General features: G+C 71.2%; 12 protein-coding genes. 3 read left to right on the top strand and 9 right to left on the bottom strand.

Annotated elements, in window-relative coordinates:
- Positions 1–2: 2 nt before the first annotated feature.
- The 9 genes from ACZ7L4_RS22410 to ACZ7L4_RS22370 all read right to left on the bottom strand — a co-directional run bounded on the left by ACZ7L4_RS22410 (position 3) and on the right by ACZ7L4_RS22370 (position 11,721).
- A complete protein-coding gene (locus tag ACZ7L4_RS22410; protein ID WP_472105640.1) occupies positions 3–1,559 on the bottom strand; it encodes an ABC transporter ATP-binding protein in 1,557 nt (518 codons plus the stop codon).
- A 156-nt stretch (positions 1,560–1,715) separates the two neighbouring features.
- On the bottom strand, positions 1,716–2,774 hold the full coding sequence (locus ACZ7L4_RS22405) for a BMP family lipoprotein (RefSeq protein ID WP_472104903.1): 1,059 nt from the start codon (positions 2,772–2,774) through the stop codon (positions 1,716–1,718).
- Positions 2,775–2,978: 204 nt separating this feature from the next.
- On the bottom strand, positions 2,979–4,040 hold the full coding sequence (locus ACZ7L4_RS22400; protein ID WP_472104902.1) for a BMP family lipoprotein: 1,062 nt from the start codon (positions 4,038–4,040) through the stop codon (positions 2,979–2,981).
- A gap of 123 nt (positions 4,041–4,163) precedes the next feature.
- Complete coding sequence (locus ACZ7L4_RS22395; RefSeq protein ID WP_472104901.1) at positions 4,164–5,414, bottom strand: amidohydrolase; 1,251 nt, start codon at positions 5,412–5,414, stop codon at positions 4,164–4,166.
- Positions 5,415–5,576: 162 nt separating this feature from the next.
- Complete coding sequence (locus tag ACZ7L4_RS22390) at positions 5,577–6,761, bottom strand: Cmx/CmrA family chloramphenicol efflux MFS transporter (protein ID WP_472104900.1); 1,185 nt, start codon at positions 6,759–6,761, stop codon at positions 5,577–5,579.
- A 237-nt stretch (positions 6,762–6,998) separates the two neighbouring features.
- Positions 6,999–8,024 (bottom strand): hypothetical protein, encoded by a 1,026-nt coding sequence (locus ACZ7L4_RS22385; RefSeq protein WP_450817120.1) that lies wholly within the window; start codon positions 8,022–8,024, stop codon positions 6,999–7,001.
- A 71-nt stretch (positions 8,025–8,095) separates the two neighbouring features.
- Positions 8,096–9,043, bottom strand: coding sequence for an N-acetylneuraminate synthase family protein (locus tag ACZ7L4_RS22380; RefSeq protein WP_472104899.1), 948 nt, complete (start codon positions 9,041–9,043; stop codon positions 8,096–8,098).
- 12 nt (positions 9,044–9,055) lie between these two features.
- A complete protein-coding gene (locus tag ACZ7L4_RS22375) occupies positions 9,056–10,375 on the bottom strand; it encodes a cytidylyltransferase domain-containing protein (protein WP_472104898.1) in 1,320 nt (439 codons plus the stop codon).
- Between the two features lie 44 nt (positions 10,376–10,419).
- Complete coding sequence (locus ACZ7L4_RS22370; RefSeq protein ID WP_472104897.1) at positions 10,420–11,721, bottom strand: DUF6716 putative glycosyltransferase; 1,302 nt, start codon at positions 11,719–11,721, stop codon at positions 10,420–10,422.
- Positions 11,722–11,919: 198 nt separating this feature from the next.
- On the opposite strand from ACZ7L4_RS22370, the gene ACZ7L4_RS22365 reads away from it, so the two are divergent.
- Genes ACZ7L4_RS22365 through ACZ7L4_RS22355 form a run of 3 tightly spaced genes read left to right on the top strand, consistent with a single transcriptional unit; the run spans position 11,920 to position 15,370 of the window.
- Positions 11,920–12,897 (top strand): glycosyltransferase family 2 protein, encoded by a 978-nt coding sequence (locus tag ACZ7L4_RS22365; RefSeq protein WP_472104895.1) that lies wholly within the window; start codon positions 11,920–11,922, stop codon positions 12,895–12,897.
- Positions 12,894–14,231, top strand: coding sequence for a polysialyltransferase family glycosyltransferase (locus tag ACZ7L4_RS22360; RefSeq protein WP_472104893.1), 1,338 nt, complete (start codon positions 12,894–12,896; stop codon positions 14,229–14,231). Before ACZ7L4_RS22365 ends, ACZ7L4_RS22360 begins: the two co-directional genes overlap by 4 nt.
- Positions 14,228–15,370: an acyltransferase family protein gene (locus ACZ7L4_RS22355; protein WP_472104891.1), complete on the top strand. Its 1,143-nt coding sequence runs from the start codon at positions 14,228–14,230 to the stop codon at positions 15,368–15,370. Before ACZ7L4_RS22360 ends, ACZ7L4_RS22355 begins: the two co-directional genes overlap by 4 nt.

Genomic DNA, 15,370 nt, shown 5'->3' with positions numbered 1-15,370 from the left:
GGTCAGGCACCGTCTTCCGTGTGCTCCAGGTGGCCCGAGGCCGCACCGGTCATGGCGGATCCCAGCTCCTCCGGGGTGATGGCTGCCGGGTCGGCGTCGGCGACGAGGCGGCCGTCGTAGATGACCCGGAGGGTGTCGGAGAGGCCGATCAGCTCGTCGAGGTCGGCCGAGATGAGCAGCACCGCGAGCCCCTCGTGGCGGGCCGCCCGGATCTGGTCCCAGATCTGCGCCTGCGCGCCGACGTCCACACCGCGGGTGGGGTGGGCGGCGATCAGGAACTTCGGGTTGTGGCTCATCTCCCGGCCGACGATCAGCTTCTGCTGGTTGCCGCCGGACAGGGAGTCCGCGGTGACGTCGATGCCGGGGGTGCGGACGTCGTACTCCTTGACGATCCGCTCGGTGTCGGCCTGCGCGGCCTTCGGATCGAGCCAGAAGCCCTTGCTGTTGGGCCGCTCGGTGACGTGGCCGAGCATCCGGTTCTCCCAGAGCGGGGCGCTCAGGACGAGGCCGTGGCGGTGCCGGTCCTCGGGGATGTAGCCGATGCCGGACTCGCGGCGCCTGCGGGTGGCCCAGGAGGTGATCTCCTCGCCGAGCAGCTTGATGGTGCCGCTGTCCGCGTGCTCCAGGCCGATCAGCGCCTCGATCAGCTCGGTCTGCCCGTTGCCCTCGACGCCCGCGAGGCCGAGGACCTCGCCCGCGTGGATGGTGAACGTGATGCCGTCGAGGAGCGGCTTGCCGCCGTGCGGCGCCGCGAGGCGCAGCTCGTCGACCTCGACGACCGGGCGGTCGGTGACGGTGGACTCCGCCGTCTCCGGGGTGGGCAGTTCGCTGCCCACCATCAGCTCGGCGAGCTGCTTCGGCGTCGTCTCGGCGGGGACGGCGGTGCCGACCGTGGTGCCGCGCCGGATGACGGTGATCTCGTCGGCCACGGAGAGGACTTCGCCGAGCTTGTGCGAGATGAAGATGACGGACAGGCCCTCGGCCTTGAGCCCGCGCAGGTTGTCGAAGAGCGCGTCGACCTCCTGCGGGACGAGCACGGCGGTCGGCTCGTCGAGGATCAGGGTGGTGGCGCCGCGGTAGAGGACCTTGAGGATCTCCACGCGCTGCCGGTCGGCGACGCCGAGGTCCTCGACGAGGACGTCGGGGCGCACCCCGAGCCCGTAGCGCTCGGATATCTCCAGGATCTTGCGGCGGGCCCTGCCGCCGATCCCGTACAGCTTCTCGCTGCCGAGGACGACGTTCTCCAGGACGGTGAGGTTGTCCGCGAGCATGAAGTGCTGGTGGACCATGCCGATGCCGCGCGCGATGGCGTCGGCGGGCGAGGAGTACGAGACCTCCTCACCGGCGATGGTGATGGTGCCCTCGTCCGGCTTCTGCATGCCGTAGAGGATCTTCATCAGGGTCGACTTGCCCGCCCCGTTCTCCCCCACCAGGGCGTGCACGGTGCCCTTGTGGACGGTGAGGCGGATGTCGTGGTTGGCGACCACACCGGGGAACCGCTTGGTGATGCCCTTGAGTTCCACGGCGACGGTGGTGGGAGGGGAGCTTGACGTGGCGATGGCGCACTCTCCTGGGGAAGGGGGTCGCCTACACGCGTAGCGCCCCAACAGCGGTGTGCGAGAAGTGAGTTCGAGCAGGATCGCAGATGAAGGGCGCGGGGAAGAAGGCTCCTCCCGAAGGAGAGCACCGACACCCCGCGCCCGGCTTCCCGCGTGTTACTTCTGGGGCTTCTCCGGCACCTTGACGGAGCCGTCGACGATGCCCTGCTCGGCCTTCTTCAGGGCCGCCTGGAGCTTGGAGTCGCTCTTGAACTCGGGGTTGGAGTCGGCGAGCGAGACCTCGCCGGACTTCAGGTCACCGGTGACGACACCGGTCTCCGGCTTGCCGTCCTCCACCGACTGCGCCAGGTTGAAGATCGCCTTGGCGACGTCCTTGGTGGCGGAGGTGATGATGTACTTCTTGTACTTCTTCAGCGGGGCCTGGGAGTACTGGTCGGAGTCGACACCGATCGCGTACGCCTTCTCGGCGGCGGCCGCCTCGATGACGCCCTGCCCGGACAGGCCGGCCGCGTGGTAGACGACGTCGGCGCCGTCCTCCAGCTGCTTCTCGGCGGCGGCCTTGCCGAGGTCCGGCGAGGCGAAGCCCTTCGCGGGGTCCTCGTCGAGGTACTGGACCTCGACCTTGACGCCCTTCTTGGTGTCCTTGACGCCCTGCTCGAAACCGGCCTGGAACTTGTTGATCAGCGCGTTGTCGACGCCGCCGACGAAGCCCACGGTGTCCGACTTGGTCTTCAGGGCGGCGGTGACACCGGCGAGGTAGGACACCTCGTTCTCCTGGAAGACCAGGTCGGCGATGTTGTCGCCCTTGGCGGTCGCGTCGTCGACGATGCCGAAGGTGGTCTTCGGGTACTTCGCCGCGGCCTCCTTGACGGCGGGCGCGTACGCGTAGCCGATGCCGACGACCGGGTTGTAGCCCATCTTCGCCAGCTGCACGAGGCGCTGGGTCTTGTCGTCGTCGGACTCGCCGTCCTTCGGCTCCTGGTCGGCGACCTGGTAGCCGAACTCCTTCTTGGCCTGGCGGAGGCCGTCGTACGCGGCGTCGTTGAACGACTGGTCGCCCTTGCCGCCGACGTCGTAGGCGATGGCGAGGCCCTTGTCCTTGCCACCGTCGGAGGACGACTGGGCGTCCGACGAGGTGCCTCCGCAGGCGGAGAGGGCGAGGGCGAGCGAGGCGGTCGCGGTGCCTGCGACCGCTATACGGGAAACCCGGCGCATGAGAAGTGCTCCTTCGTACAAGCGCCGGAACAGCAGGGGGCCGACGCTGAGTTCGCCGCAGAGTAACGCGCGTAGACCCGACAGAGAACCCTGGTTGTCCAGACTGTTATCGACGGGGTACGAGGCCGTATACGGCCGGGTTTGCGGTGCCGCCGGTCGGGCCCGGCCGGCGGCACCGTTCGGATCGGGCTCAGCCCGTCCGGGTCACTGCTTCGCCGGCTTCGTGGCGACCTTGATCGAACCGCCGACGATGCCCTCCTTGGCCTTGGCGACCGCGTCCGCGAGACCCGCGATCTCCTTGAACTTCGGGTTGGACTCCGAGGCCCCCACGCCGTCGACCTTGAGATCGAAGGTCTGCACCCCGCTCAGCGGCTTCTTGTCCTCGACGGACTTGGCCAGCGAGTACACGGACTCACCGACCTCCTTGAGCGCCGAAGTGAGGATGTAGTCCTTGTACTTGGCGAGGGTCTTCTGCTTGTACTGGTCGGAGTCGACGCCGATGACCCACTTCTTCTGCTCGGCGGCCGCCTTGATGACGCCCTGCCCGGACAGGCCCGCCGCGTGGTAGATCACGTCGGCGCCGTCCTCCAGCTGCTTGTTGGCGGCTGCCTCGCCGAGGTCGGGGCTGGCGAAGCCCTTGGCGGGGTCCTCGTCGAGGTACTGGACCTCGATCTTGACGCCCTTCTTGGTGTCCTCGACGCCCTGCTCGAAGCCGGCCTCGAACTTGTTGATCAGTTCGTTGTCGACGCCGCCGACGAAGCCGACGTGGTCGGACTTGGTGGCCTTGGCCGCGGCGACACCGGCCAGGTAGGAGGACTCGTTCTCGGCGAAGACCAGCGAGGCCACGTTCTTGCCCTCGACGACCGAGTCGACGATGCCGAAGGTCGTCTTCGGGTACTTCTTCGAGGCTTCCTTCATCGCCGGGCCGTAGGCGTAGCCGATGCCGACGACCGGGTTGTAGCCGGCCTTCGCGAGGTTGGCGAGCCGCTGCACCTTGTCGTCGTCGGACTCGCCGTCCTTCGGCTCCTGGTCGGCGGTCTTGTAGCCGAACTCCTTCTTCGCCTTGAGCATGCCCTCGTAGGCGGAGTCGTTGAACGACTGGTCGCCCTTGCCGCCGACGTCGTACGCGATGGCGAGGCCGAGCTTCTCACCGCTCTTGTCGCCGCTTCCGCCCTTCTCGCTGCTGGTGCCGCCACAGGCGGTGGCGGCGAGCGCCAGGCCGGTGATGCCTACGGCCATCTTCGTGAGCCGCGGTATTCGACGCATCAGGAGTCCCCATTCGTCCAACACGCCTTGTATGGCGCCCAGTTCGGCGCACGATAACGCGCGTAGAAAGTCCGAGGAATGCCCTTGACGGGGGCGTTACCGATTCGTGCCGGTACCCCGCGCTCAGGTGTCCAGCAACGCCGCCGCCGTGAAGAGTTCCACGCCGACCGTGATCGCCGACTCGTCCACGTCGAAGTCGCCCTGGTGGAGGTCCCGGGACCCCCGGTCGCCCGGCGGCTTCACGCCGAGGCGGGCCATCGCGCCGGGGACGTGCTCCAGGTACCAGGAGAAGTCCTCGCCGCCGAGGCTCTGCTGCGTGTCCTCGACCGAGTCGGGGCCGCGGCGGGCCGCCATCGCGTCGCGCAACAGGTCCGTGACCACCGGGTCGTTGACCACCGGCGGGACCCCGCGGATGTAGTTGACCACCGGCTTCGCGCGGTACAGGTCCGCGATCTCCTGGATGGCGCCGTGCACGAGGTCGGGCGCCTGCCGCCACGCGTCGAGATCGAGGCAGCGCACCGTGCCGGACAGCTCGGCGTGCTGCGGGATCACGTTGCACGCGTGCCCCGTCTCCAGGCGCCCCCACGTCACGGCGAGCCCCGAGCGGGCGTCGACGCGGCGGGCGACGAGCGCGGGGACCTCCGTGGCGACCTTGGCCGCGGCCGTGACCAGGTCGGTCGTCAGGTGCGGTCGCGCCGTGTGACCGCCGGGACCGTCGAGCGTGACCTCCAGGCGGTCGCACGCCGACGTGATGGGCCCCGGCCTGATCCCGATGCGCCCCGCGTCGACCTTCGGGTCGCAGTGCACGCCGATGATGCCGCGTACGCCGTCCAGGACCCCGCACTCGATCGCGTCGGGCGCGCCGCCGGGCAGCACCTCCTCCGCCGGCTGGAACAGCAGCCGTACGGGGTGCGGCAGTTGGCCCTTGCTGTGCAGGTCCGCCAGGACGAGGCCCGCGCCGAGCACGACCGTGGTGTGCACGTCGTGCCCGCACGCGTGCGCCCGGTCCGGCACCGTCGACCGGTAGGCGCAGTCCGTCTTGGTGTCCGGGATCGGCAGCGCGTCGATGTCGGCGCGCAGCGCGAGCATGCCGCGCCCGCCACGCCACTCGCCGTCCTCGGTGCCGATGTCACAGATGAGGCCGGTCCCCATGCCGAGCAGTCGCGGCGCGAGCCCCGCCTGCTCGAGCCGGGTCTTGAGCGCCGCGGTGGTGCGGAACTCCTGATTGCCCAGCTCGGGGTGCATGTGCATGTCGCGCCGGAAGGCAACGAGTTCGGCGCGGAGCGCCTCGGGCAGCGCACCCGGAAGTGCGGTGCCCGGCACGGATTCCCCGGGCTTGTCGGCCTCTGACTCACGGGACTTCAACTGGTTCACCCTCTGAAGGGTAGGGCGATGCAGGGGCCAACCAACCCGCGATCAACAAAAGTTCAGCCGGATTGGGGTAAGAAACATGGCCGCGATGCGCATGTGGATCGCACAGGAAGGGTATGAAGACTCTTTTCCGGCTGTGCCTGGACGTGCGCCTCGACCTGCGTCTCAGCCCGCGAGGACGGCCTCGTCGGTGGCCTCGCCATCGGTCCTCCCGCGCACCACTCGTGCGACACACGTCACAACGAACGCGAGCGCCACGAGCAACGCGCTCGCCAGCGGTACGCCCCGGTACCCGAGGCCGCCCCCGATCGCGAGGCCGCCGGCCCACGGGCCGAGGGCCGCGCCGATGTTGAGCGCGGCTGTCGCGAGGCCGCCCGCGAGGGTGGGCGCGCCCGACGCCGCGTAGAGGGCCCGCGCGATCAGGGTCGAGCCGACCGCGAAGGAGAGGCCGCCCTGGACGAAGGCGAGGATCAGGGTCGCCGGGGTGTTTCCCGCGAGGAGGGCGAGGAGGACCCAGCCGAGCAGGAGCGCCGCCCCGCCGATCCCGACGACCCGCTTCGGATACGTGTCCGAGAACCGGCCCGCCGTGCTGACCCCGGCGTACGAGCCGAGGCCGAAGAGGGCCAGCAGCGCCGGGATCCAGGTCTCGTCGATCCCGGTGATCTCGGTGGCCACCGGCGCCAGGTACGTGAACGTGCAGAACGTGGCGGCGTTGACCAGTGCGCCGAGCAGCAGCACCGTGAGCAGGCGCGGGCCGCGCAGGGCCCGCAGCTCCGTGCGTACGCCGCCGCGCGGGCCGGGACCGGACGCCGCGGGCACCGACCGCAGCACGGCGATCAGCGCGGGTACGCAGATCAGCGCGACGGCCCAGAACGCGGCCCGCCAGCCGAGGAGCCCGCCGAGCAGGGCCCCGCCGGGCACGCCCGCGACGCAGGCCAGGGTGGTGCCGCCGAGCAGGACCGACGTGGCGCGGCCCTTGGCGTCGGGGGCGACCATGCCCACCGCCGTGGCGAGGGCGACCGCGAGGAACCCGGCGTTGGCGAGCGCCGCGACGACGCGCGTGCCGAGCAGCACGGGGAAGCTCGTCGTCAGCGCGCCGACGACGTGCGCGAGGGCGAAGGCGAGGAGGAAGCCGAAGAGGGCCGGGCGGCGCGGCCAGCGTGCCGCGAGGACCGCGGTGAGGGGCGCCCCGACGATCATGCCGATCGCGAAGGCGGAGGTGAGCGCGCCGGCGGCGGGGATGGAGACGCCCAGGTCCCGGGCGATGTCGGGGCCGAGCCCCGAGAGCATGAACTCGGATGTTCCCTGCGCGAAGACGGCGAGGGCGAGCAGGTGGAGAGCGAATGGCACGACGGAACTCCGTGACCGTGGAGAAGGGGTGGGGTCGCGGTTCCGGCAGGTCGTGCGGTGGCTGTGGCATGCGGCGGCGGAGGCCTGGTCCGGGAAGGGACGGGCCTCAGCGGTGCGCGGAGGAAGGCCACCGGACGGCTGCCGGTGGCCGGAGTCTGTCGGACTCGGGGCTGGTCACGGGAGCGAGCGTACGGCCTGTGTCCGTACGGCGGCCAGCGGGTTTCGCACGGCCCGGACCTACACCGCCCGCACCGCGCCGCGCGCCGAGCCCGAGATGCCCGCCAGGAAGCCCTGCGCGTGGTCGGAGACGCCGTGGCGCAGCCACGCCGGGTCGATCTCGCACACCGCGACCTTCACGCCGGTGCCGGCGAGGGCGATGGGCAGGGTGTGCACGACGGTCGACGGGAAGCTGAGGATGGTCCGGCCTATGGGGCCGCGCCGGGCGATCAGCTCCAGCGGGAGGTCGGGGCGGACGATCTCCAGGCCGGTCTCGGCGGCGAGCCGGTGCAGCTTGTCGGCGCTCTCGCGGCGGTGCGCGAAGTAGCGGGTGGCGCCGTGCGCGCGGGCCAGTTCGCGGACCGCGAGGAGGTACTGCTCCAGGTCGACGACCCCGGTCTCGACGAGGGACGTGCCGACCATGTCGGCGCCGCGCGTGATGCGGGGCGGGCCGAAGCGGGCGCGGGTCCAGGCGTAGTCGTTGGAGGACACCGTGACGCCTTCGGGGGCCTCGTCGACCGGCATCGACGTGAACACCGAGACGGAGTCGCGGCGGGCGTGCGCGGTGAGCCTGCGCCGGGCGGCGGCCGCGACGGGGCCGAAGACGAGGTCGCGCGGGCCCGTCCTGCCGCCGCGCCGGTGCCAGCGCACGAGCCGTTCGCCGCGCACCAGTTGGGCGACGAACTCCATGGTGGCGGTGCCGTCGTCGACGACGACGAGCTCACGGGCACGCGTGATCGTGAGCAGCAGCTGTACGTAGCGGGAGAACGGGTCGCCGAGGACGATCCGGTCGGCCCTGCGCAGCGAGGGGGCGAGCCCGCCGATGGTCTGGAAGGGTGCGCCGGCGCCGCCGCGGGCCTCTTCCCAGCGGACCGTGTGCCCTTCGGTGCGGGCGAGTTCGGCCATGCGGCGCAACTGGCCGCGGGTCATCGGGTCGGTGGGCGAGAGCACCACGACGGTCGCGGTGACCTCCTGGTGGTGGGCCCACTCCAGGACGTTGAGGAGCTGCACCGGGCTCTCGACGAAGCACAACGTACTGCCGGACATGCTGCCCTCCCGAGGGCGCCGAGAGCGGCCCGGCGCGCGGTCAACCGCGCCGGGCCGCTCAGGGGTTGAGGTCACACACCCACCGGCTCACCGGCGGCGACGGCGATCTCCGCCTCCGCGACGACGCCCGGCACGCGGCGCAGCTTCTTCATCGGGCCGAGCTCGGACTCGTAGACCTTCTTGACGCCGTCACCGAGGGACTCCTCGATGGTGCGGATGTCGCGGACGAGCCGCTGGAGGCCCTGCGGCTCCACGGAGGCGGCCTGGTCGGAGCCCCACATGGCGCGGTCGAGGGTGATGTGGCGCTCGACGAAGGTGGCGCCGAGGGCGACGGCGGCGAGCGTGGTCTGCAGGCCGGTCTCGTGGCCGGAGTAGCCGATCGGGACGTTCGGGTACTCGGCCTGGAGGGTGTTGATGACGCGGAGGTTGAGCTCCTCGGCGACCGACGGGTACGTCGACGTGGCGTGGCACATCAGGATGTTGTCGGAGCCGAGGACCTCGACCGCGTGGCGGATCTGCTTCGGCGTCGACATGCCGGTGGAGAGGATGACGGTGCGGCCGGTGGCGCGCAGGGCGCGGAGCAGCTCGTCGTCGGTGAGGGACGCGGAGGCCACCTTGTGGGCGGGGACGTCGAACTTCTCCAGGAAGGCGACGGCCTCGGTGTCCCACGGGGAGGCGAACCAGTCGATGCCGCGCTTCTTGCAGTACTCGTCGATGGCCCGGTACTCGTCCTCGCCGAACTCGACGCGGTGGCGGTAGTCGATGTACGTCATGCGGCCCCAGGGGGTGTCCCGCTCGATGTCCCACTGGTCGCGCGGCGTGCAGATCTCGGGGGTGCGCTTCTGGAACTTGACGGCGTCGCAGCCGGCGTCGGCGGCCGCGTCGATCAGGCGGAACGCGTTCTCCAGGTCACCGTTGTGGTTGATGCCGATCTCGCCGGTGATGTAGACGGGGCGGCCGGGGCCTGCCTCGCGCGAACCGAACTTGCGGATGCGGGAGTTGGGGGTCTGAGCAGTCATGGCTTGCGTTCCTTACTTTTCGAGGGAGTCGAGAGAAGGGCCGAGGATCCAGCTGGCGATCTCTCGGATCGCGCCTTCGCCTCCGGGGACGGTGGTGACGGCGCGTGCGGCGCCGCGCACGACGTCGTGGGCGTTCGCGACCGCCACGGGCCAGCCGGCGAGGGCGAAGCACGGGAGGTCGTTGACGTCGTTGCCGACGTAGAGCACGCGCTCGGGCGCGATGCCCTGCTCCTCGCACCACTGCTTGAGTGCGAGGTCCTTACGGTCGATGCCGTGCAGGACCGGGATCTTGAGCTTCCGGGCCCGGGCGGCGACGACCGGGTTCACCTCCGTGGACAGGATCAGCAGTTCGAGGCCGCTCCTGCGGAGGGCCGCGATGCCGAGGCCGTCACCGCGGTGCACGGTGACGAACTCCCGTCCTTCGGAGTCGATCAGCACCTTGTCGTCGGTCTGGGTGCCGTCGAAGTCGAGGACGACCGCGTCGATGTCTTCCTTGGCGGGAAGCGCCGACTGCTGGTCGAAGAGGGGGGCCAGCGCGCGGGCGCGGGCCAGGTCGTGCGGGTCGTCGATCTCCAGGACCCGCGCGGGGTCGGTGCGCACGAGTTCGGTGCGGCCGAAGAAGCGGTGCTCGTGGCGGCGGAATCCGCCGGTCTCCATGCCGTAGACGGCGCCGGTCTCCAGGAGGTCCTGGGGGCGGTCCTGGCGCATCTGGCGCTGGGACTTGTCGTGGTTGACGCCGTAGCCGCCGCCGGTCGCGGTCTGCCGGTCGGCGAGGACGGCGACGCCGCCCGCCTCGGCGGCCGCGCCGTGCACGGTGGCGGGACGCGGCTCGTCGTCCTCATGGCGCCACACGAACCCGTGGAAGGGCGCCACGGTCAGCGCGCTGTCCGCTCCCTTGTCGAGGATCGCGCCGACCACCGCGTCGATGTCCTCCCGTACGAGGAAGGGGCTCGTGCACTGGACGAGCAGCACCACGTCGACGGCCGCGCCGTGCAGCGCCTCGTGCGCGTCCATGGCGTGCAGCACGGCGGCCTCGGAGCTGGACTTGTCGCCCGCGATGGCGACGGGCCGGGTGACGACCTCGGCGCCCGCGTCCCGGGCTGCGGCGGCGATGGCCGCGTCGTCGGTGGAGACCACGACGTCGGTGACCTGCCGGGTGGCGAGGCACTCGCGCACGGCGCGGGCGACCAGCGGCACGCCGCCGACCGGGGCCAGGTTCTTCGCCGGTACGCCCTTGGATCCGCCGCGGGCCGGGATCACGGCGAGGACGCGCCGGACGGGGGCGGCGAGGCCCGCCTCCGGGACGCCCTGCACCGTCTCGAGGTCGGTCATGTGCGCTTCTCCTTCAGGGAGTGGGTCATTCCTCAGAGGCGGGGTCACAGCTCCCCCATCCGCCGGATCACGGGGGCGACGCGCTGCACCCCGTGCCGGTAGGCGCCGCGGGCGGCCCGGCGCACGACCTGCCGCACAGGACCCGGCGCCCGGTCGGCGGCGGGCGCGCCGGGCAGCGGGGAGCCGTCGGGCGCGAGGTGGTGGCGGGCGAGGATGCGCGGCAGATAGCCGGGGGCGGTGGTGCGGTCGTAATAGGGCGCGAGCGGGGCCCGGTCCTTGGCGAGCAGCTCGGTGACGCGGGCCCGCACGCCGTCGAAGGCGCGTTCGTACGTGCCGTCGGCGGCGACGCCCTGCCGGGCGAGCCACGCGGGGTCGGGTTCGGGCCGCAGCCCGGCGTCCAACTGGTCCCAGGAGACGAGGCAGTCGGATCCGGTGAAGTGGTGGTTGCCGAGCGCCTCGCGCACGCCGAGGTCGGTGAGGAGCGCGGTCGGGATGCGCCGGTGCAGGGATTCGAGGGCGGCGGTGGAGCTGACCGTGACGAGCAGGTCGGTGCGGTCGAGGACCTCGCCCATGTTCCCGTACACGAGCCGGAAGTTGGCCGGCAGCTCGCGGCGCTGCGCGAGCTTCTGGTAGGGGATCTCCTCGATGTGCGTGGTGTGCTCGCCGGGCTTGCTGCGCAGCTTGAGCAGCACCTCGCGGTCGGGGTGCGCCTCGGCGTGCCGGATCAGGCGGTCGAGGAGGTAGCCGCGGTCGGCCGCCGTGTCCGGCACGGAGGGCTGGGCCGCGAAGGTCACCGTGTACGGCTCGTGTTCGCCGGCGTAGGGCTCGCCGCCGAGGAACGGCAGCGCGCACTCGGTGACCGCGGAGGCGTCCGCGCCCACCCCCTCGTACACGGCGCGGAACCGGTCCGCGTCGTAGGCCGAGTTGGCGAGCACGACGTCGGCTCCGTGGCGCAGGAGGAGGCCGTCGGCGAGCTTCTCGTAGACGACGCCGACGTAGCCGGTGACGACGACGGGGCGGCGCTCCGCTCCCCGCCAGGCGTGGGCGAGGCCGTGCAGGACGGCCTGGACTCCCCCGCCGACGAGCGCGAGCAGCACCACGTCGTAGGCTGCGGACTTCATCTCGCGCAGGAATTCGACGGCCGTGACCTCGCGCAGGCTGTCGGCGCGGACGCCGATCTCGCGGAGCTGGCGCGGGGTCGGGGTGGCTCGGCCGCGCAGCAGATAGCCGTCGAGGGCGACGCCTTCGGGGGCGATGCGGGAGGCGGTGAGCGACCCCCATTTCCACCGGGTGTCGGAGTCCGCGAGCACGGCGACCCTGAGCTGCTTTTCGTTCCTTACTGGCACGCTGGAAAACTTAGGAAGCATTTCCGAGCCGCGGCCCAACCAGAATGCAACAAACGGTTAACAGCACACCGACGAATGGCGAATCGGCCCCGGAAAAAGCCTGCGCCAGGGCCGGTTCACGGTCCCGCCACGCTTCGTTCACCTGACATCAAGCCACCGGTCAAGACGAATGCCGGGCCGCGCCCTAACGTCACCGTCGTGGTCAAGCTCTCCGTCATCGTGCCGTTCTACAACGTGCAGCAATACGCGCCCGACACCCTCAGAAGTCTGCGAGCGAACGCACGCGAGGACTTCGAATTCATTCTCGTCGACGACTGCTCCAAGGACGAGACACCGGACATTCTCGCGCGCGCCGAGCGCGAGCTGCCCGGCGCGGTCGTCGTGCGACACGAACGGAACGGAGGACTCGCGACCGCCCGCAACACCGGACTCGACCGGGCCCGCGGCGAATACCTCGCCTTCCTGGACGGCGACGACTGGCTCGCCCCGGGTTACTACAGCAGGCTGCTCGCCGCGATAGAGGGCCTGGGCTGCGACTTCGTGCGCACGGACCACGTCCAGTGTACGGCGCGGGCCCGCTCGGTGCACCGCTTCCCGCACGGTCTGCGCGATGTCGTCATGGACCCGCGCGCGGCGATCCTGCCCGCCGACCGCTCGACCGCCGTCGACTACGCCTACGCGTGGGCCGGCATGTACCACCGGCGGCTCGCCGACGAGGGCCTTCTGCACTTCACCGACGGCCTTCGCACGGCGGAGGACAGGCCGTGGATCTGGCGGCTGCACCGCGAGGCGAAATCCTTCGCGGCGGTCAGCGCTTTGGGCGTTTTCTATCGCCGCGGCGTCTCGTCCTCACTCACCCAGATCGGCGACGTACGGCAGCTCGATTTCATCCGGGCATTCGACCAGGTCGTCCGCGAAACGGCCCAGGACCGGGATGCGGAGCTGCTTCTGCCGAAGGCCGTGCGCACGTACTGCGCCATCATTTCCCACCACTTGGGATCCATCGAAAGGTTCGAACCACCCGTGGCCCGCACATTGAAGTCGCTCAGCGCGGCCGCGCTCAAGCGCATGCCGCAGGGCGTGCTCGACGACGCGCTCGACTCGATGGACACCCAGCGGGCCACGCGCCTGCGCCGGCTCCGCCGCCGCCCGGTCAGCGCGGAGGTCACGGCATGACGACCCGCATCCTGCTGGCGTCGACCCTGTACGGCGCCGCCACCCTCGCCGCGGCCATGGACGCGGACCGGTTCGCCCCGGCGGACCGCACGCTGCTGCTGATCGCCAACAACGCGGCGACGCCCGAGACCACCCCCGCCGTCGACGAGATGCCCGGCTTCGAGCAGCTGCGGGGCCGCTTCGACGGCGTCCTGTCGTGGAACGAGGCGATCGCCCCCTTCCACCCCGGCAGCTGGTCGCCGCGCGCCGACGACATCCCGCTGTGGGAACGGTACTTGCGGCTCACCTGGGGCCTCGGCGACGACAACGTCGAGCTGGCCGTGGAGTCCATCCAGGTCAACCCGGCGATGGCCGTCGCGCAGATCTTCGCGGGCGCCCCGGTCGACGTGTACGCGGACGGCCTGATGAGCTACGGGCCGACCCGCAACAAGATCGACCCGCTGATCGGCACGCGGGTGCGGCGCCTGCTCCACCTCGACCTGGTGCCGGGCCTGAAGCCGCTGCTGCTCACGGAGTTCGGCGTCGAGCCCGAGGTCGTCCCCACCGAGGTCTTCCTCAAGGTGCTCGCCGACCTGTGCGACGCGGCGGGCGAACTGCCGCGCCTGCCCGGTGAACCGGCGCTCCTGCTGGGCCAGTACCTCTCTGCCCTCGGCATCCTCAGCGCCGAGGAGGAGGAGGACCTGCACGTCCGGATGATGCGCGGCGCCGCCCAACTCGGCCACAAGCACGTCGTGTTCAAGCCGCACCCCACCGCCCCGGCCCGCTGGTCCCGCGTCCTGGAGAAGGAGGCGGAGCGCCTCGGCGTCGAGCTGACCGTCCTGGAGACGCCGGTCCTCGCCGAGGTCCTCTACCAGCGGATGCGCCCGGTGCTCGTCGTCGGCTGCTTCTCCACGGCGCTGCTCACCGCGAGCGCCCTGTACGGGATTCCGGTGGCGCGCATCGGCACCGCGACACTCCTGGACCGCCTCACGCCCTACCAGAACAGCAACCGGGTGCCGGTCACCATCGTCGACGCGCTGCTGCCCGACCTGGCCGACCGCACGGCGGTGGAGGCGCAGGAACAGCCGCTGCCCGTCGGCGAGCTGGACGAGCTGCTGCGCGCGGTCGGCTACGCCATGCAGGCCAAGATCTACCCGGAGCTGCGCCGACCCGCCGAGCGCTATCTCGCGACCCGGCTCGACGACCGCACGTGGCGCTACTTCAAGCGGCGCCGGCTGACCTCGCTCGCCCTGCCCGGCGCGCTCCCGGCGCAGTTCTCCTTCATCCCGCGCAACCCGACGGTGCGCCGGGTCGCCAAGCGCGCCCGCTCCCTGAAGCGGGCGGCCCTCGGATGACGGCTCCCGGCACGACGCTGCCCCCGCTTCCGGCGCCACAGACAGGACAGCAGACGAAGGCGGTGCCCACGCGCCACCCGGCACGCCTGTACGCCCTGGACGGGCTGCGGCTGATCGCCGCGCTGATGGTCGCGGCGTACCACTACGGGGGCCGGGACGGCGAGGTCTCCCAGGCATGGGGGTCGTCCCCGCAGGACCAGTTCCCCACGCTGCACGGCTGGTTCGCGTACGGCTGTCTCGGCGTGCAGATCTTCTTCGTGATCAGCGGCTTCGTGATCTGCATGAGCGGCTGGGGCAGACCCCTGCGCTCCTTCTTCGCCTCGCGCGCGGCCCGTCTCCTGCCCTCGTACTGGGTGGCGATCGTCCTGGTGACGGCCGTGTTCGCGCTGCCGGTCGTGGTGTACAAGGCGGTGTCGCCGAGCGACGCGCTGGTGAACCTGACCATGCTGCAGCAGCCGCTCGGCGTCGACCGGGTCCTCGGCGTGTGCTGGACGCTCTGGGCGGAGCTGCGCTTCTACGCCCTGTTCGCGCTCTGCGTCGTCCTGCCGGGCGCGACCCGGCACCGGGTGGTGCTGTTCTGCGCGGTGTGGACGCTGGCGGCGGTGCTCGCGGAGGGCTCCGGCGAGCCGCTCGCGACGCTCGTCCTGATGCCGGAGTACGCGCCGTTCTTCATCGGCGGCATCGGCCTGTACCTGGTCCACCGCAACCGCCACGACGTCACGGCGTGGGGCATCGTCGCGGTGAGCTGGCTGATCGGGCAGCACTTCGCGGTCGACCGGACCTGGCACGCGCCCAACCCGGACTTCTTCTCCTACCGGTCCTCGTTCGGGATCGTCGTGGTGATCACGCTCGGCTTCGCGGCGGTGGCGGCGATCGCGCTCGGCTGGACGAGCTGGGCGAAGTGGCGCTGGCTGACGGTCGCGGGCGCCCTCACGTACCCGTTCTACCTGGTGCACGAGCACCTGGGCTGGGTGGCGATCGCGGCCCTGCACCGGCGCGTGGGACTGCCGTCGTGGGCCACGTTCGCGGCGACCGTCGCCGTGATGCTGACGCTCGCCTGGCTGCTGAACCGTTACGTCGAGAAGTGGGCGACGCCGCTGCTGCGCCGGTCGCTGAACCAGCGCCCGCGAGCGACCTAG

The organism is Streptomyces sp. NPDC107575, assembly GCF_055657265.1.
This window is presented reverse-complemented; position numbering and strand designations above follow the sequence as displayed.

Excerpts from the sequence above, each read along its gene's own strand:
- ACZ7L4_RS22385 (WP_450817120.1), bottom strand. The coding sequence starts at position 8,024 with ATGTCCGGCAGTACGTTGTGCTTCGTCGAGAGCCCGGTGCAGCTCCTC.
- ACZ7L4_RS22355 (WP_472104891.1), top strand. The coding sequence starts at position 14,228 with ATGACGGCTCCCGGCACGACGCTGCCCCCGCTTCCGGCGCCACAGACA.
- ACZ7L4_RS22360 (WP_472104893.1), top strand. The coding sequence starts at position 12,894 with ATGACGACCCGCATCCTGCTGGCGTCGACCCTGTACGGCGCCGCCACC.
- ACZ7L4_RS22375 (WP_472104898.1), bottom strand. The coding sequence starts at position 10,375 with ATGACCGACCTCGAGACGGTGCAGGGCGTCCCGGAGGCGGGCCTCGCC.
- ACZ7L4_RS22405 (WP_472104903.1), bottom strand. The coding sequence starts at position 2,774 with ATGCGCCGGGTTTCCCGTATAGCGGTCGCAGGCACCGCGACCGCCTCG.
- ACZ7L4_RS22380 (WP_472104899.1), bottom strand. The coding sequence starts at position 9,043 with ATGACTGCTCAGACCCCCAACTCCCGCATCCGCAAGTTCGGTTCGCGC.
- ACZ7L4_RS22400 (WP_472104902.1), bottom strand. The coding sequence starts at position 4,040 with ATGCGTCGAATACCGCGGCTCACGAAGATGGCCGTAGGCATCACCGGC.